This is a genomic window from Bradyrhizobium sp. JHI2711 (assembly GCF_056156565.1).
Genome location: NZ_JBPZPT010000001.1, coordinates 457,641 through 477,139, shown reverse-complemented (window position 1 = coordinate 477,139; position 19,499 = coordinate 457,641). Strand labels below are relative to the sequence as shown.

The 19,499-nt window shown below is 64.8% G+C and carries 23 protein-coding genes; 13 read left to right on the top strand and 10 right to left on the bottom strand.

All coding sequences use genetic code 11. The annotated features are described in order from the left end of the window. Positions 1-104 precede the first annotated feature (104 nt). The gene (locus ACTEK7_RS02300) at positions 105-374 is read left to right on the top strand and encodes a hypothetical protein (protein ID WP_225147090.1); all 270 of its coding nucleotides are present in this window, start codon (positions 105-107) and stop codon (positions 372-374) included. A 162-nt stretch (positions 375-536) separates the two neighbouring features. Further along, entirely contained in the window at positions 537-1,184 is a 648-nt protein-coding gene (locus tag ACTEK7_RS02295; protein ID WP_036012680.1) for an HAD-IA family hydrolase, read from the top strand. A 53-nt stretch (positions 1,185-1,237) separates the two neighbouring features. Here the strand turns inward: ACTEK7_RS02295 and ACTEK7_RS02290 are convergent, their stop codons facing one another. Further along, positions 1,238-1,882, bottom strand: coding sequence for a TetR/AcrR family transcriptional regulator (locus ACTEK7_RS02290; RefSeq protein ID WP_225147091.1), 645 nt, complete (start codon positions 1,880-1,882; stop codon positions 1,238-1,240). A gap of 105 nt (positions 1,883-1,987) precedes the next feature. Here ACTEK7_RS02290 and ACTEK7_RS02285 point away from each other — a divergent pair, with 105 nt between their 5' ends. Together ACTEK7_RS02285 and ACTEK7_RS02280 are read left to right on the top strand one after the other, a co-directional pair. After that, positions 1,988-3,094, top strand: coding sequence for an alpha/beta hydrolase family protein (locus ACTEK7_RS02285; RefSeq protein WP_225112467.1), 1,107 nt, complete (start codon positions 1,988-1,990; stop codon positions 3,092-3,094). Positions 3,095-3,123: 29 nt separating this feature from the next. Next, positions 3,124-3,939: a DUF3313 domain-containing protein gene (locus tag ACTEK7_RS02280; protein WP_306469099.1), complete on the top strand. Its 816-nt coding sequence runs from the start codon at positions 3,124-3,126 to the stop codon at positions 3,937-3,939. 63 nt (positions 3,940-4,002) lie between these two features. Here ACTEK7_RS02280 and ACTEK7_RS02275 read toward each other — a convergent pair whose 3' ends face one another. The 6 genes from ACTEK7_RS02275 to ACTEK7_RS02250 form a co-directional block, all read right to left on the bottom strand. After that, positions 4,003-4,956, bottom strand: a complete 954-nt coding sequence (locus ACTEK7_RS02275) for a YVTN family beta-propeller repeat protein (RefSeq protein WP_109143677.1) — start codon at positions 4,954-4,956, stop codon at positions 4,003-4,005. Positions 4,957-4,958: 2 nt separating this feature from the next. Then, a complete protein-coding gene (locus tag ACTEK7_RS02270) occupies positions 4,959-5,522 on the bottom strand; it encodes an SRPBCC family protein (protein ID WP_036044199.1) in 564 nt (187 codons plus the stop codon). A gap of 1,038 nt (positions 5,523-6,560) precedes the next feature. Then, on the bottom strand, positions 6,561-7,328 hold the full coding sequence (locus ACTEK7_RS02265) for an AAA family ATPase (RefSeq protein WP_225147092.1): 768 nt from the start codon (positions 7,326-7,328) through the stop codon (positions 6,561-6,563). 96 nt (positions 7,329-7,424) lie between these two features. Next, the gene (locus tag ACTEK7_RS02260) at positions 7,425-8,285 is read right to left on the bottom strand and encodes a PCC domain-containing protein (RefSeq protein ID WP_225147093.1); all 861 of its coding nucleotides are present in this window, start codon (positions 8,283-8,285) and stop codon (positions 7,425-7,427) included. A 9-nt stretch (positions 8,286-8,294) separates the two neighbouring features. Continuing rightward, positions 8,295-9,896 (bottom strand): acyl-CoA synthetase, encoded by a 1,602-nt coding sequence (locus ACTEK7_RS02255; RefSeq protein ID WP_036012717.1) that lies wholly within the window; start codon positions 9,894-9,896, stop codon positions 8,295-8,297. A 105-nt stretch (positions 9,897-10,001) separates the two neighbouring features. Then, positions 10,002-10,496: a hypothetical protein gene (locus ACTEK7_RS02250; RefSeq protein ID WP_225133680.1), complete on the bottom strand. Its 495-nt coding sequence runs from the start codon at positions 10,494-10,496 to the stop codon at positions 10,002-10,004. 94 nt (positions 10,497-10,590) lie between these two features. Between ACTEK7_RS02250 and ACTEK7_RS02245 the strand changes: the two genes are divergently transcribed. After that, the gene (locus ACTEK7_RS02245) at positions 10,591-10,950 is read left to right on the top strand and encodes a hypothetical protein (RefSeq protein WP_109143671.1); all 360 of its coding nucleotides are present in this window, start codon (positions 10,591-10,593) and stop codon (positions 10,948-10,950) included. 83 nt (positions 10,951-11,033) lie between these two features. Beyond that, positions 11,034-11,309, top strand: coding sequence for a GNAT family N-acetyltransferase (locus tag ACTEK7_RS02240; RefSeq protein WP_036028195.1), 276 nt, complete (start codon positions 11,034-11,036; stop codon positions 11,307-11,309). Positions 11,310-11,357: 48 nt separating this feature from the next. Here the strand turns inward: ACTEK7_RS02240 and ACTEK7_RS02235 are convergent, their stop codons facing one another. Beyond that, positions 11,358-11,798 carry an SPW repeat protein gene (locus tag ACTEK7_RS02235; protein WP_311735376.1) on the bottom strand — a complete coding sequence of 147 codons (441 nt, stop codon included), beginning with the start codon at positions 11,796-11,798 and terminating at the stop codon, positions 11,358-11,360. Between the two features lie 276 nt (positions 11,799-12,074). Here ACTEK7_RS02235 and ACTEK7_RS02230 point away from each other — a divergent pair, with 276 nt between their 5' ends. Beyond that, positions 12,075-12,350 (top strand): GNAT family N-acetyltransferase, encoded by a 276-nt coding sequence (locus ACTEK7_RS02230; protein ID WP_036044205.1) that lies wholly within the window; start codon positions 12,075-12,077, stop codon positions 12,348-12,350. A 54-nt stretch (positions 12,351-12,404) separates the two neighbouring features. Here the strand turns inward: ACTEK7_RS02230 and ACTEK7_RS02225 are convergent, their stop codons facing one another. Then, entirely contained in the window at positions 12,405-12,803 is a 399-nt protein-coding gene (locus tag ACTEK7_RS02225) for a DUF3597 domain-containing protein (protein WP_036028199.1), read from the bottom strand. 338 nt (positions 12,804-13,141) lie between these two features. Between ACTEK7_RS02225 and ACTEK7_RS02220 the strand changes: the two genes are divergently transcribed. The 6 genes from ACTEK7_RS02220 (at position 13,142) to ACTEK7_RS02195 (ending at position 18,930) form a co-directional block, all read left to right on the top strand. Beyond that, positions 13,142-14,050: a DUF2189 domain-containing protein gene (locus tag ACTEK7_RS02220; protein WP_225147094.1), complete on the top strand. Its 909-nt coding sequence runs from the start codon at positions 13,142-13,144 to the stop codon at positions 14,048-14,050. Between the two features lie 119 nt (positions 14,051-14,169). Further along, positions 14,170-14,994, top strand: a complete 825-nt coding sequence (locus ACTEK7_RS02215; protein ID WP_036028201.1) for a lytic murein transglycosylase — start codon at positions 14,170-14,172, stop codon at positions 14,992-14,994. A gap of 479 nt (positions 14,995-15,473) precedes the next feature. Further along, a complete protein-coding gene (locus ACTEK7_RS02210) occupies positions 15,474-15,626 on the top strand; it encodes a DUF1127 domain-containing protein (protein ID WP_007590701.1) in 153 nt (50 codons plus the stop codon). Between the two features lie 127 nt (positions 15,627-15,753). Then, positions 15,754-17,181: a methylenetetrahydrofolate--tRNA-(uracil(54)-C(5))-methyltransferase (FADH(2)-oxidizing) TrmFO gene (gene trmFO, locus ACTEK7_RS02205; protein WP_225147095.1), complete on the top strand. Its 1,428-nt coding sequence runs from the start codon at positions 15,754-15,756 to the stop codon at positions 17,179-17,181. 7 nt (positions 17,182-17,188) lie between these two features. Continuing rightward, complete coding sequence (locus ACTEK7_RS02200; protein WP_225147096.1) at positions 17,189-18,283, top strand: AMP-binding enzyme; 1,095 nt, start codon at positions 17,189-17,191, stop codon at positions 18,281-18,283. Between the two features lie 95 nt (positions 18,284-18,378). Further along, on the top strand, positions 18,379-18,930 hold the full coding sequence (locus ACTEK7_RS02195) for a CAP domain-containing protein (protein ID WP_036028219.1): 552 nt from the start codon (positions 18,379-18,381) through the stop codon (positions 18,928-18,930). A gap of 12 nt (positions 18,931-18,942) precedes the next feature. On the opposite strand, the gene ACTEK7_RS02190 is transcribed toward ACTEK7_RS02195, so the two are convergent. After that, positions 18,943-19,416: a VOC family protein gene (locus tag ACTEK7_RS02190; RefSeq protein WP_008547150.1), complete on the bottom strand. Its 474-nt coding sequence runs from the start codon at positions 19,414-19,416 to the stop codon at positions 18,943-18,945. Between the last annotated feature and the right edge of the window lie 83 nt (positions 19,417-19,499).

Here is a 19,499-nt window from a genome sequence, read left to right as displayed (position 1 = left end):
ACTACACTCAAGTGGTTGGCAAGGCCAGATGATCGATCTGGAGGGAGCAATGAGCCAGTCGAACCTATACGCTATTTCGGAACGCGATCCTCGCCGAGCAACAGGTGACTTGCGTCTACGAGGGTCGCCGTCGCGAGCTCTGTCCGCATATCATCGGCACCGACAAGTCCGGTGACGAAGCCGTGCTGGCCTGGCAGTTTGCAGGCGAAAGCAGCAGGCGCTGCCGCAATGGGCGCTGCCTGAAGCTGGCCAATGTCAGTGGGGCCCGGGCGCGGGATGGCCGCTGGCATGAAGGCGGCTCGCATAGGAGCACCCAGACCTGCGTGACGAATATCGATCTCGACATCAATGTCGATGTTCGTAAGTTGCGGTGAGGGAGCTACAGGGGTCGAGATCGGAATCGAACCTCGTCGATCACGACGTAACGGCCGATCGCAGGGTTGATTTCGATCCGCTCGTGTCGCATGGCTGTCCTCGAACTCCACGAATATTAGCACGCGACCTCACGCTTGTCAGCGAGCTCAAAATCCGGCCTCATGCCCTATTCCCTCGCCATATTCGACCTCGACGGTACCCTCGCCGACAGCTTCCCGTGGTTCCTGCGCACCATCAACGACGTCGCGGACCGCTTCGGCTTTCGCCGCGTAAAGGACGAGGATGTCGAGGAGCTGCGCCACGCCTCGTCGCGCGAGATCCTCGCCAAGCTCGAAGTGCCCATGTGGAAGCTGCCGGCGATCGCGCGGCATGCGCGGCGGCTGAAGGCGGAGGCGGCTTCCGAGATTTCGCTGTTCGCAGACGTCGAGACGATGCTGCGAACCCTGGCCGAGAACGGCGTGCAGCTCGCGCTGGTGACGTCCGACAGCGAGGCCAATGCGCGCGAGAAGCTCGGGGACGCCGCAGCGCTGTTCTCGCATTTCGACTGCGCAGCGTCGCTGTTCGGCAAGGCCGCGAAATTCCGCCGGGTCATCCGCCGCGCCGGCGTCGCGCCTAGCAGGGTGATCTCGATCGGCGACGAGGTCCGCGACATCGACGCGGCGCGGGCGGTCGGGATCGCCTGCGGCGCGGTGTGCTGGGGCTATGCGGCACCGGCGGCGCTAACGGCGCTTCGGCCCGACCATGTGTTCGAGCACATCCGTGACATCGCGCCGGCGCTGATCGGCGTCACAGCTCCGATGAGGGCTTAACACCACCGCGCGGCCGTATTGCTTTTCCATCGAGAGCCCGGGCCGGCCCTCACTCACTCGCCGGATCGACCGGCAGCCTTGCGCGAGGCTCCCGCTCCGATCTCCCGGTTCAGGCACGCAAAAGCCTCTTTCACGTAGACGGCCAAGGGCCGCTTGCCCTGGTCGCGATTCCAACTGTCCATCGCAAGCCGCAAGGCTCCGACCGACATCATGGCGACCACGCGCAGCGCAGCCTGCCGATGCGGCTGCGGCCACATCTGGGACAGCGCCGCGAACACGGCAGCTTCCTTCTCGACGTATTTCGCCTGCTGCCGGATGCGAAGCGACTCGTTCGCGGACATCAGGCGCTCGATCACTTTTGTTTGCTTGTAATCGACCGGGAAGCGGGCTGTCAGCTCCAGCAGGCCGTTCCTTGCGGCATCGAGCGGCGACTGCTTGGTCGTTTGCTCGAGCACGGCGGCACGCAAGGTCTCGCTGAAACCACCATCCTGCCACGCCAGGAGGATCTCTTCCTTGGACTTGAAGTAGTAGAAGAACGTCCGCCGCGAGATCCCCGCCGCCTCCGCGATCGCGTCGAGCGTGGTGGCATCATAGCCCCTGGTCAGAAACAGTTTAAGGCCCTGCTCGGCGATACGATGCAGCGTTTCGCGCCGCTTCCGCTCGCGCAGGCCTTCCTCCTTCCGGCATGAACTTTTCATGACCTGTTTTGCCATGAAATCGACCAGTTTGCAAAATTACACTAAGTGCAATACGTCGATTACACTTGGTGCGACTTCATACAAGGTGCCTTCATGGTGAACGGGTTGAGCGACACTTCCTCTCAGCATGTGCGATCCGCGCACGCGAATGGCGCGGACGGTGCGAGCGGAGCGACAAGCCTGACCCGACGGCGGTTCGGTGCCGCGCTGCTGGCGGTCGCCGTCACGGCCACGCTCGCCGCGCCTCCAGCCCGGGCGCAGTCCGCGCCCCCCGCGGTCGTCGACTTCGACTGGGTCGATCCGGCGCGTTCGCGGCCCGTTCCGGCGCGCCTGCACTGGCCGGCGGATGTTGCGCCGGGATCGCGCGTGCCGCTCATCGTGTTCTCCCATGGGCTCGGCGGCTCTCGCCGGGGCTACAGCTATCTGGGGCGATATTGGTCGGCCCGCGGCGTCGCCAGCCTGCATGTTCAGCATGCCGGCAGCGATTCCTCGCTCTGGGCGGGCAATCCCCTCGCCGTCGTGGACCGCCTGCAGCGTGCCGCTCACGAGAGCGAGGCGCTGGCGCGAGCCCTGGATCTGCGCTTTGCCCTGGATCGCATGCTGTCGAGTCCCCATGGTGCCCACGTAGACCGCCGGCGCATCATGGCGGCGGGGCATTCCTATGGGGCGAACACGGCGCTTGTTGCGGTTGGCGCCCGCGTGATGCGCGACGGCAAGTGGGTCGAGGCGCGCGACCCGCGCTTTGCCGCCGCCATCGTCATTTCGGCCCCTCCATTCTATGGCGAACCCGATCTTGCCTCGGTGTTGAGCAGGATCACCGTTCCAACCCTGCACGTGACGGCGACGAAGGACGTCATCCAGATCCCCGGATATTACTCACCCGCTGCCGACCGGCTGGAGGTCTTCAACGCCATTGCCACACCGCGCAAGCTGCTTGCCGTGTTCGAAGGCGGCTCGCACAGCATCTTCACCGATCGCTCGTTCACCGGTGGTCCGGCGCTCAACCCGAAGGTGAAGCTCGCGACGGCCGAGCTCACCCTGGCCTTTCTCGACCTGGTTTTCGATGGCAACGGTGCCACGCTGGCGCGCTGGAACGTGACCTGGCAGCCCATGCTCGCCTCGGCGCCGGGCGCCGCACCTTCTCCCCTGCCCGTCGCGCAGTCCCGGCGCGTGGCCCAGGGAGTGGCGACCGGTCTCGTTCCCTCGCCATGAGGTGGCTCGCAGTTGCGGTCTTGAGCTCGATGGCCGCCGGTTGCGCGGCGGCTCCGCTGGAACGAGCGGGGTCGCTGGCCTCCTACGACGATCTCACGCCGTCCGATGGTCTCTTGACCAAGTCGCAGCTCCGGATCAGCAAGGCTGATGTTCTCGCCGCGAAGACCGCTCGCATCGAGCCGACCGCGTTCACGGCGACCGCAGCCAGCCAGCCGTTCACGCCGCAGCAGCGCAGGCTGATCAAGAACGCAATCAACAGAGCGATGTGTCTTGCGCTCAGCGAGCGCTTCCGGATCGTAGCTCCCACGGAGGCTGCGGACTTGAATGTTCGCGCCGTCATCACACAGATTGCGCCGACCGATGCGGCGGCAGCCGGCGTCTCCAAGGTCGCGAGCGTCGTGCCGTCCATCGTCGCTCCCGGCGTGCCCATTCCGGTGCCGCGCCTTCCGATCGGACTGGGAAGCCTGTCCGTCGAGGCCGAGGCCCGTGACCGCAGCGGCAACCAACAGGCGGCCATGATCTGGGCGCGCGGAGCGAACTCCTTCACCAGCGCTCCGCGTGTATCGAGCGATGGCGACGCCTATGACCTGGCCGAGGCTTTCGGAAGCGATTTCGGGAGGTTTCTCGTTGCCGCGGAGAGCCCGTTCGGGAAGGTCCCCACGCCGCCTTCCGTCGACAGATTGAGCGCCTCTCTCGGTGGTGCGCCCAAGGAAGCGATCTGCGAAACATTCGGCCGGGCGCCAGGATTGGCAGGCCTGGCCGGAGAAAGAATCGGGCTGCCGCCGGACTGGACCGACCGAGGCGCGCCGGAGAACACGATCTTGGAAGCGCAGAACGTCAATTGAGCTCTGGCGGAATGGCCGCTTGAATTCGGCCGGCCGGAGCAAGCGGCCTCGGGTTGTGACGAACTACTCCGTCCTGCGCAGGAACGCCCCGAACGCCCTTGGGCCGTCGCCGGTCTTGATCTCGCCGATCACCTTGAGCTCGGCCGCATCGATGATGCTTAGCGTGTTGCTTTCCCAGCAGGCGACAATGACGCGCTTGCCGTCGGCAGTCGCCGCAATGCCTTCGGGATAGTCGCCGACATGGATGCGCTTGACCGGCTTGAGGCTCGCCAGGTCGAACACGCTGACGGTGCCGCCATATTGGTCGGTGACGAAGCCTCGGCCTAGCGTCAGCGCCACCGCATATGGGCGCATGCCGACCGGCACGCGGCCGATCTCGCGGCCTTCCGCGATATCGATCACGGAGACATCGTCGGAGCCGACATTGGCGGTGTAGGCGCGCTTGCCCTCGGCATCGATGGTGACGCCGAACGGGCGGGTGCCGACCTTGATCACGGCCTTGCGTTGGCGCGTTGCCGTTTCGACCACCGAGACGCTGTCGTCGTCGCGGTCCGCCGAGAGCAGCAGCTTGCCGTCGGGCGTCACCGCAAGACCCGACGGCGAGGCGCCGACCGCGATGCTGGCGACAACGCTGCGCGAGGCCGTATCGATCACCCGCACCGCGGCCGCGTACCAATCGGCGACATAGACCGTCTTGCCATCGGGCGCCACGGCAATGCCGAGCGGCCCGCCGCCGACCTCGACGCGGCCGGCGACCTGCCGCGTGGCAGCGTCGACCACCGTCACCGCCTTGGCATCCGGGCTCGTGACATAGGCAAAGCGCCCGTCGGCGCTGACGGCGACGCCGGCCGGCTTGCCGCCGATTGGGATGGTCGCAACGCCGCGCGCGCCAGCGAGATCCACCACCATCAGATCTTCGCTGAGCTGGTTGGTGACGAACGCCTCGTCGGCGCGCGCGCTTCCAAAGCCGGCGTAACAAAGGCTGGCGGCGAGCGCCGCCAGAACCAGCGCTCGCACGATCAGCTGCCGCTCTCGATCTTCTTCTTGAGCGCCTCGAGCCCGGCCTTGTACAGCCCGCTCACGGCCTTGATCGCGGCCTCGTCGCTCAGCTCCGGCGGCGGGTCGTTGTTGGGATAGCCGCGATAGAACGCGCCGGCCCATTCCAGCTTGGCCTTGCCATCAGGCGCGGGCGAGACCGTCAGGGTCGAGGAATAATTGGTCACAGGCAGCACCTTCACGTCGACCTTGGTGATCCGGTACGAATAGCTCTGCATGTCGGGCTCGTATTTGTAGAGCTCCTCCTCGACCGTCCCGCCGCCCGTCAGGGTCAGCTTGCGCGTCGCGCCGATCTCGTTGCCCTTCTCGCCTTCGGTCTTGGTGACCGGCTGAAGCCAGCTCATGTCCTGGAAATTGCCGATCACCGCCCACACCTTGGCGGGGGCCGCGTTGATCTCGATGGATTCCCTCACCTTCTGCCGCGTCGGCCCATGGGCCCAGACCGGCTCGAAGGCGGTCATCAGAGCCATCCCCGCCACCGCCAGCGCCGCCACCCCGGCGATCGCCGGTCCGCTTCTCATCCTCATCTCGTTTCCTCGTTTCTCAATCTGCGCGACTTGGAACGCGCGCTGAGGTCATGCTAGCGCATTTTTGGGCCATGGGGAGACCCGTTCGTGGCACGGTGGTGGCAAAGCCAATGCACACCATTGATTGGGTTGGTCGACGGGCAAAACACCAGACCGGGGTCAACCTGGCCAAGCCGAAATAATTCGCTTTACGCGAATTCGGAATTATCGCATGTTGCGGCCACCCCAACCCGGGCCGAGGGGCGCATCGCGATCGTCACGAACGCGGGATGGGAGGTGGTGGACGCAGGCAGCGTCGCGCGCAAGCGGTTTGCAGGGCGGATCACTCCGTGAGCAGGCGAGGCGCGCACACGACGGGCGCAGTCTGCGTACGGCAAAATCGTGTGGTCCTGGCGCCCGGGGTCTGTGCGCCAAGGCTTGCGGTGACGTTGCGGGCCGACCGGGCCCGCACCGTCAGTCATCCGCAAGGCGACGGGGGCAATAGTGCATCGCTCCCCGGGGAGAGCACGACATAAGCCGTCAACCCACTGCGCAGGGAAGGCCGGATGTTTGGCTTCACCTGTATGCCGCTGTGCAGCTTTTTCAAGCACACGCTTCGCACAGTGGACCGCGGGTGCCAGCCGGCACCCGGCCTTCCCTGCGCCCTCGGCACTCTCGAGGGTGGCGAATGCAGCAAAGCTCGGGCGGACTCTGCCGCGAGGATGTGAAGCCGCGCCAGCGAATTGATAACGGTCTCGTGCCACAGACGCTGCGCAGCACCATAAGCGCGTTCACGCGCGTCTTCGACGCTATGGTGATGCGCTGCAGAACCGGAGCCCATGCATCCGCGATGCTGCGGCTTTCTGAGTCCCGGCTCTGCGCCGCAATGCTCACGCGTTGCAGCTTGACCGGGACACGGGAGTTGGCGCACTGCTGCTCCACACTCCGTCATTGCGAGCGCAGCGAAGCAATCCAGACTGCTGCCGCGGAAAGATTCTGGATTGCTTCGCTGCGCTCGCAACGACGACAGAGAGAGCTACTGTTACAGGATTCCCTCACCTAGTCCCCCAGCGTCGCCTCCACGAACCCGCGCGGATCGACACAAAACTCACGCATCAACCGGTAATGGTCGGTCTGCTCCACCGTGACAGGCTCCAGGCCGTATTTGCCGAGCCGCAGCAGCCGCGCGTTGGGATAGGCCATGAGCATCGGCGAATGCGTTGCCATGATGACCTGGCAGATGCGGGAGTCTTCCATGCGCCGCAGTAGCTTGAGGAATTCGATCTGGCGCGCCGGCGACAGCGCCGATTCCGGCTCGTCGAAGATGAAGATGCCCTGGCGCTGGCAACGCTCCTCGAAGAAGCGCAGAAAACCTTCGCCATGGGAGTGCGACAAGAAATCGGGACCGACCTGGCCGGCGTCGCGCGCAGCCTTGTCCAGATATCGCGCGACCGAGAAAAAGCTCTCCGCACGAAAGAACCAGCCGTTGGTGATCTTCGGCAGCCAGCTTGCGCGCAGCGCCTTGGAGAGTTGGCCGCCCATCTCCTCGCGCGCTTCGGAATGATCGACCGGCTTGTAGCCCTTGCCGCCACCGGCATCGTCATAGCCGGCGAGCGCTGCGATGCCTTCGAGGATGGTCGACTTCCCGGTACCGTTCTCTCCAACGATGATCGTGATGGGGCTGTCGAAGCTAAGCTCGAAATCGTCAGGGAAGATGGGCAAGCAGAACGGATAGGCCTCGCGGTCGCGAACCTGCGACGGATCGAGCCATACCCGCTTCAGATACGGCGCTGGCAGGTTGATCGTTCGATTGCCTCTTCGTGCCATGACGTCCCGCCGCTACTCGCATCCCCAACGGAACATGACAGGAACATTTGGAGTGCAAAAGCGCTATCTTGCACCCACTCCCTTACGGCTGACGAGCTAGTCCCCTGCCTCCAGCACCAGCTCCATCGTCATCAGTACCGGATTGTCGCCACGGATCAGACGCCCCTCCGCAACGCGGCCGGTATAGTCGATCAGGGCGACATCGAGCGCAGCTTCCAGCGCGCCGGAGGCGCCGGGCGCGATTGTCCCTGCCGTAATCGCCAGCTCCGTCGCAAACGGCTCGGTCACGCCGCCATGGCTGAAGCGCGCGCCGATGGTCGAGCCGACGCCGCCGTGGATCTTCGCGTGGGCGATGCCGTTCGTGCGGCAGAACGCTTCGAGTGCGCCGGCAAAATCCTGGTTCGGGCGCAGGCGGAGCGCGAAGGCGCGGCTCGTCGTGCGCGCGTCGGTGCTTGCAGCCGCGACCGGTCCGAACAGCTTGAAGTTGGTCTCCGCATCAGGCTCGGCCGTGAACACCGCCCCGTTCAGACCGAAGGCCTCGACCTCGAACGGCTCGGCGACGACGGTCTCGTCCGGCATCATGTGGCCGCCGCTCGTCTTGCCGTCAGCCTCCGTCCACAGTCCGTGGCAATGAAAGAACGGCGCAGCGTCGCGCGTGCCGAGCGTCATGCTGCCGAGCCTCAAACGCGTCACGCCAGCGGGCCGGAACGTATCGCTGTAGAACGCCGCATTCTCACCGGTCTTCGACAGCGCCGGCATGACATAGGCGAACGGCCCGAGCGCGCCATGGCGAAAATTCAGCACGCCGCCGGCGAAGCCCTCCGCGGCAAAGCCGCGCCGCGCGGCCTCCAGCAGCGGCAGACCGGCCTGAAGTGTGAACGAGAAAGCGCGTCCCCTCGCCTCCACCCATTGAATGCGTTCGGGAAGCGGCGCGCCCGGCTGCTTGATGCTCCGCATGTGGTGCGCTCAGCTCGCCTTGTCGAGGTCGAGCAGCCCGCGCGCCTCGAGCTCGTCGCGCACCATGCGCTTCGGCACCTTGCCGTAGCCCGATTTCGGCAGCGCGTCCCAGAAGAAGAAGCGCTTCGGCATCTTGTAGCGCGGGACCTTCGGCGACAGGAACGCCGCCATCTCCGCTTCGGTCACCGCCTTCGCGCCTTCTCGGACAACGCAGACGGCGACACCGACCTCGCCCCAGGTCGCGTCGGGCACGCCGAGCACGGCGACCTCGCCGATCCCGGGATGGGTCAGGATCTTCTCCTCGATCTCGCGCGGATAGATATTGGAGCCGCCGGAGATGTACATGTCCGACGCACGTCCTGTGATGTACACAAAACCCTCCTCGTCCATGTGGCCGAGGTCGCCGGTGCGGAACCAGCCATTGCGGAACGCCTTCGCATTGGCTTCGGGGTTGTCGTAATAGCCGGCGAACACGGCAGGCCCGATCACGCAGATCTCACCGCTCTGGTTAGCCTTGAGCTCGCGGCCCTCATCGTCCTGAATCGACACCTGCATGCCGGTGCGCTCGAAGCCGCAGGTGCCGATCCTGGCGTGCGGGCCGTCCTCCGGGTCGTGCAGCGCCGCCGGCAGCACGGTGATGTTGCCGGTGACCTCACCGAGGCCAAAATACTGCACGATCACCTTGCCGAGCTTCTTCAACGCCGCCTTCTGGTCCTCGCGATACATCGGCGCGCCCGCATAGATGACGTAGCGCAGCGAGGAATGGTCGTATTTGCCGGCGGCGGGATGCTCGACCATCATCTTCAGGATGGTCGGCACGGTGAAGAGATTGCTGACGCGATGCGCCTCGATCAGGCGGAACGCCTCGTTGATGTCGAATTTCTCGGTCGGCAGCAGCACGGTGCGCGCGCCGCGCGCGGTCTGCATCAATTGGTGCACGCCGGCACCGTGCGACAACGGTGCCACCACCAGCGAGGCATCCTGCTCGGTCGTGCCGGGCGTCAGATCGGCGAGATGATTGGTAACGACGAATCCCATCTGGCCGTGGGTGAGCACGGCCGCCTTGGAGCGTCCAGTGGTGCCGGAGGTGAAGAAGAACCAGCAGGGATCGTCATGCTCGACCGCGACATTCTCCACAACGGCGCCCGCATGCGAGGCGATCGCATCGGCCACCGAGCGCTCGCCGAACGCGGCCTTGCCGTCGACGCTCCAGGTGAACTCCAGCGCACCGTCCTTCACCGCCGCGGCGTGCTCGGGGAAATCGACATGGCACAGGAACGCCTTGGCGCCGGAGGCCTGCGCGAGATAGCTGACCTCATCAGGCATCAGACGGAAATTGGTGGGCACCCAGACCGCGCCGAGCCGAAACGCGGCGAACATCGAGACAAACATCTCATCGCCATTCTTGGCATGGACGAGGATGCGGTCGCCCTTGGCAATGCCCCGCGCGGCGAGCGCCGCGGCCAGGGCGGAGACCTGCGCATCGATCTCGCGCCAGGTCCAGGACTTGTCCCCCCAAACGAAGCCGGGACGCGCGCCATGCCGCCGCGCATTCTGGGTGAGCATATAGGCGAGATTCATGACGCGGCGGGACATGCGCAGGGGCTGCATCGGGCTTCCTCTTGGACGACGGGCGGCACGCAAGCCGTCCGTTCATTGCAGCCCATTTATCGCCAACGCCGTTGCCCCCGCAAGGCCGGCTGCCGCAGACTTGGCCTACTGCTTGAACGCAAAAGGCGTCGCCGTGATGGCCTTGGTCTTCCAGCAGGCTTGCGGACCAAAGCCGCCGCAGAAACTGCCATGCAGATCGAAGCGGATGGTGCGCGTGGCGCCGCGCTTCACCGGCGCTGCCATGATCTTGTAGCGAAGAACGTAGCCGTCGAACACCTCGCGCAGATTGCCGTCCGGCAGCGTCACCAGGATCTTCATAACGCAACCGCCGGTTCCGCAATAGGTCGTCTCGCGATCGCCGCATTTGGTGTCCTGGAAATCGACGATGTAGTCCTCACGACCATCGCCGGTCAGGTCGATCCTGCGAACCGTATCATGCGCGAAGGTCACCTCGCCGCCTTGCTGGCTCTCGCATTCCTCATTGGCAAAGCGCACAGCCTTCTGCACGCCGGGCGGATAATCGGCCGGATTGAACGGCTTTGCGTCGTCGGCACGCGCGCCGGTCACGAGCAAGCTGAGCAGGAGGATCAGATATCGCATTGGTGTTGGTCGCAACCACAAACGATATCGTTCAGGAAATCTTAAACATGATCGACGCAACCTCGCTCAGTTCTCGCGTACAGAGTGCCGCATCATGGTCAAAGCGCCTGCCCTCCTTCTGTTGTCACTGGCGCTCGCCGGATGTGCCGCGACTCCGCAAGCGCATCTGGCATCCGATCTCGCCGTCAAGCCTGCGCGTTATGCCTGGGATGGCGCCGGCGAGGATCCCAACCGGCCCCGCGCCGCCTCGCAGCCGACACGAACCTCCAGCCGCTCCGAGCGCAACAGGTTGCAAGCCGACGCTCAGCCCCATTCGAAGGAACGGTGGCAGGCGCAGGATGGCATCGAGGCCGAACAGGACGCCAGGGTCAGCCGCTCCCTGGTCATCTGCCAGGGCTGCCTCCGCCCGCAGCCACAAGCCGAAGATTCCAGGCTCGCCAAAGCGACCGATTGAACGGAACAGCTTCGGATTGGAAACCCCGGCCGGACCGCGCGTTACGATCTCGTGCGCGAGGCCGGCAGCTGCAAGGCAATGATATGAGCGACGTCATCAACAACAAGGCCCATCACCGCTATGAGCTCGACGTGGAGGGTCATCTTGCGACCGAGCACTACCGGCTCGACGGCGGTGTCATCACCTTCGAGCACACCGACGTGCCGAAGGAGCTTGGCGGCAAGGGCATTGGCTCGAAGCTGGTGCAAGGCGCGCTCGACCAGGTCCGCGCCGACGGATTGAAGCTGATCCCGCAATGCCCGTTCGTGAAGGCGTGGATCGACAAGCACCCGGACTATGCGGATCTCGTGACACGGTGAGTGCACAGGCCCGCCGCTCGTGGCCGGCGGGCCTGCCGTACTTACGGTCTATTGTCCGTGCTTGAGCAAGTCCTGGTCATTCATATCCCAGTCCTGCCATAGCTGGAGAATGCCGAGCAGCACCACCACCGCACCGAGGGTCGTGTGATAGATGCGGAGAAATCCCTCACCGGAATAGCCGATCACGTATGGCGAGGCGATGAGCCACAGTCCGGCCAGGATCGTCATCACCTCCTGCCAGCGCTGCAAGGCGACATATTCGAGCTGGCTGATGCCAAATACGACGAGACCGATCGCAACGGTGTTCAGGATGGCCGTCTGGTGACCGGAGATCGCCTGATCCTGGATCGGGAACCACGGCGAGGCCACGATCAACGCGCCCAGCAGCATCCCACACCAGTCTTCCCACGTTCGATGAGTCTTCAAGAAACCAGAATCCGACATCGTACCCTCCTGCAAAAGAGGCATACGTCTGCGGCTGGCGATCATGACACTCCGAATATCTGGCGACCCTGCCGGCCGCATTCGGGCGTATGTCCTTTCCAGGACGTGGGAACCGAAGTCCGGCTTGCAAGAGCGGTATCGGGAATTATTTGCGGAGTCGCGGGACCATGCTCGCCGGGCGCCATGGCCATACCGCAGTGCGGTCAGGGCGGCGCGCATTTGCAGATATCTCGTCTGCGCAATCTCCCCCTGGTCTCACCTTGGCAAGGGCCGTGTCAGCCTCCTAGATCAGGAGGCACCTGCAGTTCGGAGGGACCCCGCATGGCGGCTTCGGTACGCGACAACAAGGACAGGAGCCGCTTCGAGCTCGATGTCGGCGACGACATCGCCTTCGCCAATTACCGGCTGACGCCGTCGGCCGTAATCATCACCCACACCGAGACGCCGCGCGCGTTGCGCGGGCGCGGCATCGGCTCCGAGCTGGTCAAGGGCGCGCTCGACCTGATCCGGCGCGACGGCAAGAAGGTGATCGCCGGCTGCGGCTTCGTCGTCGACTATCTCGATCGGCATCCGGAGGATGCGGATCTGGTCGCCTGAATGCAAAAGGGCCGGCGGCGATCGCGGGCCCCTGAGGCACTACCCCAGGTCCGGTCAGTGCTTGATCTCCGGCGGCAGCTTGCCGCCATTAGCGGCGAGCTTGGACATCACCTGCTTGTGCAGCCAGACGTTCATGCTCGCCGAGTCGTTCATGTCGCCGCTGTAGCCCAGCTCCTTGGCGAGATCCTTGCGCGCAGCGAGGCTGGAATCGATGTCGAGCGCCTTCATGAGGTCGACGATGGAGGTACGCCATTCCAGCTTCTCGCCCTTGTGCGCGGCGGCCGCCTTGTCGACGATCGCCGCCACGTCGACCGCAGCCATGGGTGCGGCGGCCGGCGCCGAAGGACTTGCCGACCCTGCGGGGGCGCCCGGCGAAGCGGCGCCACCGGCCGGCGCAGCGGAGGCCGGCTGGCCGCCGAAGATCGCGCTGATGATTTTCCCGAAAATGCTCATGTCTGCTCCCCGAAAAGGAAACCATTGGAAGGGCCTTGCGTGGCACTTATAGACGAAGTTGGTGCGCCGCGCCCGCGAAGTTGCGCGAACGGACAGCAGCATCAGCTTATCTGCGGCGAAATGACGACAGAATGACGCCGCATTGATTGCGTCGCGGCATCGAAATTTCACCCAAGCGTGAGGGACAGGACTCGGACTTGGGAGTATGCTTGCCGTTCAGCTCGCGATCCATCCGGAATTCGCGTCTGGTCGGGATCGTGGGATTTCAAGAGAATGGGCGGCCGCTTGTGCCGTTTGCCGGCGCCGGATGCAGCCGCTTGGCAAGGGAGCTAGCGACCATGGCCACACTCTACCAGGGCAATGTCCCCACGATGGCCCAGCCCACGGATGAGGCTGGACTGGTGATCCGAACCATACAATTGTCCGATCTGCACGACGCGCTCAGGCGCGGCTGGGAGGATTTCAAGGCCGTTCCGAGCCACGCCATCATCCTCTGCGTGATCTACCCGGTGCTCGGCCTCGTGCTCGCCCGTGTGGTGATGGGCTATTCGGTGCTGCCGCTGCTGTTTCCGCTCGCCGCGGGCTTCGCGCTGATCGGGCCTTTCGCTGCGCTCGGGCTCTACGAGCTTTCCAGCCGGCGCGAGCGCTATGAACCGGCCAGCGCCTGGAATGCCATGGAGGTGCTGCGATCGCCGTCGTTCGGCGCGATGCTCGGCCTCGGTACATTGCTGCTCGCCCTGTTCGTCACCTGGGTGGCGACCGCGCAGGCGATCTATGTCGCGGCGTTCGGCTACGAGGGCGTCACCGGATTCTCGGACTTCATGATGCGCGTGCTGACGACGCAGCAAGGCTGGTGGCTGATCGTGGTTGGCTGCGGCACCGGATTCCTGTTCGCGCTCGCCGCGCTCTGTCTCAGTGCCGTGTCGTTCCCCTTGATGCTGGACCGCCATGCCGGTGCGTTCGAGGCGATGAGCACCTCGCTGCGCGTGGTCGCGAAAAACCCGGTGCCGATGGCGGCCTGGGGCCTAATCGTGGCGGTGCTGCTCGCGCTTGGCACGATCCCGGCCTTCCTCGGCCTCGCCGTTGTGGTCCCGCTGCTCGGGCACGCCACGTGGCACCTTTACCGCAAGGTGATCGCGTCCGATCCGGGCGCACGTCCGGTCCCCCCTCCGCCGCATCGGGCGCGCAAGCCGGCCGCCGACTTCCCGGCCAACCTTTTCCCGTGGCGGAATCGGACTGACGTCTGACAATCTCGTGACGTGCGGCCCTGGCCGGTTCGGACAGGGCCGCGCGCCTTGCTTTGGCCGCGGTTACAGCCGAGATTATGCTGCCGGTCAGGTCAATTCACGGAAATCCATTTCATCTGATGACTCCGACGATTTCTCGTCTTGCTCTCGCAGCCTTGGCCGTCTCCGCGTCCCTTCTCTCAGTCCAGCCAGCGCCCGCCGCGGTTGCCTGCGACTCGGGCAATTTCGACGCTTGGCTGGCTGATTTCAAAACCGACGCTGCGGCGAAGGGCATCTCGCAGCAGACCATCACTGCCGGGCTTGCCGGCGTCACGTTCGACCAGAGCGTGCTCAACCGCGACCGCTCGCAAAAGGTCTTTACCCAGAGTTTCGAGGAGTTCTCCGGCCGCATGGTGCCGCCACGCTTGGAGCGCGGCTCCAACAGGATGAAGCAATACGGCTCGGTGCTGTCGCGCATCGAGCAGGCCTATGGCGTCCCGGGCGAAGTCCTGGTCGCGATCTGGGGCCTGGAGACCGATTTCGGCGTCAACACCGGCAAGTTTGCAACGATCCGCTCGCTTGCAACGCTCGCTTACGATTGCCGTCGCTCCGAGCAGTTTCGCGCCGAGCTGTTGGATGCGTTGCGCATCGTCCAGCGCGGCGATCTTGCGCCTGCCGACATGAAAGGCGCCTGGGCCGGCGAGCTCGGCCAGACCCAGTTCATGCCGTCATCCTGGATGAAATATGCCATCGACTTCGACGGCAACGGCAAGCGCGATCTTCTGCATAACGTGCCCGACGTGCTCGCCTCCACGGCCAATTATCTGGTCGGCTATGGCTGGCAGAAGGGCAAGGACTGGCAGCCGGGCAGCCCGAACTTTGAGGTGCTCAAGCAGTGGAACAAGAGCGAGGTCTACTCCAAGACCGTGGCCTATTTTGCCGCCCAGCTCGCACGCGCCCCTTAGATCTCAGCCCAGCCGAAGCGCGCCGAATCGCCGCTGCCGAACCCCGGCAAGCGGGCCTAGCCTGTAGCGGCGCCAGCGCATCGCTCATGGGCGCATTTTCGGTATTCAATGGATCTTAAAGTGAATCTATATTCATATAATAGCGTCGCGTCCTATGCGAATCAGGCAGGCATGACTTGAGTCTATAAGCTGCTGGGTTGAACTTGCTGGCCGCTCATAGGCAACCTATTTCCGCGATGACCCAGATCAATCTTTGACATAAACCCGTTATTTCACGGGTACTTATCGCCGACACCGGACGACCTTGGCTAAGCTCTGGGCGGGAGCGCCTTCCGGTTAATCATCCGTTACGTACGCCATGCGCATAGCGCTTAGCTGCATCGCAACATCGAAACTTTCGCACTGCACCACTCTCACCTATATTCATTTCAACGATGAGGCCTCCAGCAAAGGCTGAATCGAACTACAGGAGACTACCAATGCTGCTCTCGCTCATCCGCATGATCCAGGCCTTCCGGGACTATCAGCGCAATGTTGCCGAGCTGTCCCAGCTCAGCGATCGCGAATTGGCCGATATCGGCCTCGATCGCTCGGACATCCCGCGCGTTGCCGCCGGTCAGTATCAGGGCTGATGTCCTTCAGCCCTTCACTAGAACGGACCGATAGCGCCCGCCTCGTGCGGGCGTTGTCGCATCTGGTGGCAGAAAACTCGATCTCGGCGATTCCACTCTCCGCCGAAAAGCGCTACCTGTCCGCCCCATGACAGGACCCCAATCCAACCTCGTCCACGTGATCGGTGCCGGCCTCGCCGGTTCGGAAGCTGCCTGGCAAATTGCGAAGTCCGGCGTGCCCGTGGTGCTGCACGAGATGCGGCCGACCCGCATGACCGAGGCGCACCGCACCGACGGACTTGCCGAGCTCGTCTGCTCCAACTCGTTCCGCTCGGATGACGCCGCCAACAACGCCGTCGGCCTGCTGCATGCGGAGATGCGCCGCCTCGGCTCGCTGATCATGCGCGCGGCCGACGCCAACCAGGTGCCCGCCGGCGGCGCACTCGCGGTCGATCGCGACGGCTTCTCGGCGGCCGTCACCAAGGCGCTGAACGATCATCCCCTGATCGAGATCGCGCGCGGCGAGATCGCGGGCCTGCCGCCGGCCGCGTGGAGCAACGTCATCGTCGCCACCGGCCCCCTCACCTCCGCGCCGCTGGCGGACGCCATCCGCGAGCTCACCGACGAGAACGCGCTCGCCTTCTTCGACGCCATCGCGCCGATCGTGCACCGCGAGTCCATCGACATGTCGGTGGCCTGGTTCCAATCGCGCTACGACAAGGTCGGCCCCGGCGGCAACGGTGCCGACTACATCAACTGCCCCATGACCAAGGAGCAGTATGAGGGCTTCGTCGCCGCGCTGATCGCCGGCGAGAAGACCGAGTTCAAGGAATGGGAGACCAACACGCCCTATTTCGACGGCTGCCTGCCGATCGAGGTGATGGCTGAACGTGGCTCCGAGACGCTGCGCCATGGTCCCATGAAGCCGGTCGGCCTCACCAACCCGCACGATCCCACCACGAAACCGTACGCGATCGTGCAACTGCGCCAGGACAACAAGCTCGGCACGCTCTACAACATCGTCGGCTTCCAGACCAAGCTGAAGTATGGCGAGCAGCAGCGCATCTTCCGCACCATTCCGGGGTTGGAGAACGCCGAATTCGCCCGCCTCGGCGGCCTGCATCGCAACACCTTCTTGAACTCGCCGAAGCTGCTCGACGGCCAGCTGCGGCTGCGCGCACAGACGCGGCTGCGCTTCGCCGGCCAGATGACGGGCTGCGAAGGCTATGTGGAATCCGCCAGCGTCGGCTTGATCGCGGGTCTCTATGCAGCCGCGGAAGTGCGCGGCGAGACGCTTGTCAGCCCGCCGGCTACGACCGCACTGGGATCGCTGCTCGGTCACATCACCGGCGGCCATATCGAGACCATCGAGCCGGGCACGCGCTCGTTCCAGCCGATGAACATCAATTTCGGCCTGTTTCCACCGCTCACGAGCGTGCCAACGAAGAAGCCCGACGGCACGCGGCTGCGCGGCAACGAGAAGACGGTGGCCAAGAAGCAGGCGCTGAGCGCACGGGCGCTCGCCGATCTCGATCGCTGGATCGCCGATCACCTGCGCATTGCCGCCGCCGCGTGAGTTTGCAATGAGCTTGCCCAAAGACGACGCCGCAGAGCTGTCGGCGCGCTGGACCGAAGGCGTGATGCTCAAGCGCGACGTGTTCTCGACCGTCGAGCGCGGCCGTTTCCGCAGCGAAAGCGGCGAGATCGACGCGGTGCTGCGCCGGCTCGACGAGGTGCCATGGTGGTCGTTTCTGCTGGCACGCCACCTGTTCGCCCGCGAGAAGCAGGCCCTGGTGCGGGCCAAAGGCCTCGACGTCGGCCCCGAGCTGCTCTGGGCCGGGCGCCGCGCTCTGGTGCGCGGCTTCGTCGACGGCGTCGCGCTGCACCTGGCAAAGCCCCATGGCGATGTCGCCTATTTCCGCTCCGCCAAGGCCGCACTGCGTCGGCTGCGCCGCGCCGGCATCTGCCACAACGATCTCGCCAAGGAGCAGAACTGGCTGGTCGGCCGCGACGGCCGCGCCTATGTCACCGACTTCCAGCTCGCCGCGTGCTTCAAGCGCCGCGGCCGGCTCTATCGCATCCTCGCCTATGAGGACCTCCGGCATCTGCTCAAGCACAAGCGCTCCTACGCGCCCGAGGCGCTGACGCCGCGAGAGCGAAAGATCCTGGCGAGGAAGTCGTTCGCCGCGAGCCTATGGCTCGCCACCGGCAAGAAGGTCTATCGCGCCATCACCCGCGGCCTGTTCAACTTCACCGATCGCGAGGGCGGCGGCCGTCGGCTCGTCAACGACGCGCCGGTGCTGGCCGAGCTGATCCGCCGGAATCCCGCCGTGCGCGACGCCGCCATCGTCGCCTTTGCCGACCGTCGCTCCGGTGTCGGGCTTTACGCCTTCGTCGAAGCCGATCAGGCCGCGCTCGAGGGCCAGCTCCGCAGCGAGCTTGCCGCCGCCAAGGGACCGAAGCCGCCCGAGCACATCCAGGTCGTGCACGCCCTGCCACGCAACGCCAGCGGCAAGCCACGCATCGAGGTCCTGCAACTGGTCGCCATGAACCAGCTCGACCTGATCGAGCCGATGATGAAGAACGAGCAGGATCGCGCCTTCCTCAAGGATATCCTGGAGCAGCGCAAGAACCTGCGCGACCGCTTCAATTTCGAGGCGAAGCTCCCGACGAGCTAGCGCGGAATCTGCGCCTTGAAGCCTCCACAATGGCGATCGAGAAGCGCTTGGATCAGGAAGGGTTGGCAGAGATCATGGGCGCTCGGGGGACGATGATGCATCGTATGGTTGGCGGAACGATCGCCGGCCTTGTGCTGCTGGCAGGGGCGCCTGCGCTGGCCGACTCACCGGCGGAGCTGATCTCCAGCTTCCGTCTCAAGCATGGTGAGGCCCGCGTCGTGCGCGACGCCACCCTCGATCGCATCGCCATGGATCAGGCCCGCGCGATGGCGGCGAAGGACGACCTCAGCCACGACACACTCGGCCCATTCAATCGCCGCGTCGCACCGGCCGGCGCGGGCCGCGCCGCAGAGAACATCGCCTACGGCTACGACAGTTTCGACAAGACGCTGGGCCAGTGGATCGACTCCTCCGGGCACCGCAAGAACCTGTTGCTGCACAATGCCTCCCGCGTCGGCATTGCCAGCGCCAAGAATGCGAGTGGCAAGCGCACCTATTGGGCCATGGTCATCGCCGGCGACTACGAGAAGGGCAAAGGCAAGAAAAAGGACAAGGAGCCCGTCGTCGCGGTGAAGCGCGAGGTACCGCCCGCGAGCAAGCCGAAGTCCGGCAACTGTCACGTCAAGCTGCTCGGCCTCTGCATCTGAGGCGCGACCGTCTCAGCCGCGGCGCGCGGCTTCGATCGCGGCGACGTCGATCTTCGTCATCCCCATCATCGCATCGAAGGCGCGCTTGGCCTCCGTGCCACCGGCGGCCAGCGCCTCGGTCAGCACCCGCGGCGTGATCTGCCAGGAGACTCCCCATCTATCCTTGCACCAGCCGCACGCACTCTCCTGCCCGCCATTGCCGACGATGGCGTTCCAGTAGCGATCGGTCTCCGCCTGATCGTCGGTGGCGATCTGGAACGAGAAGGCCTCGTTGTGCTTGAAGACGGGTCCGCCATTGAGACCGAGACAGGCAACGCCGGCTACCGTGAACTCGACGGTCAGGACATCGCCTGCCTTGCCGGACGGATAGTCGCTGGGCGCGCGATGGACCGCACTCACCGCGCTGTCGGGAAACGTCTCGGCATAGAAGCGGGCCGCGGCTTCAGCATCCTTGTCGTACCAGAGGCAGATCGTGTTCTTTGCCATTGGGTATTCCCTGTGATTCCGTGCCAGATTGCGCTTCCGATCAGCATAGGCATCCCGATCTGCATGCTCCAGCTGGAACAGTC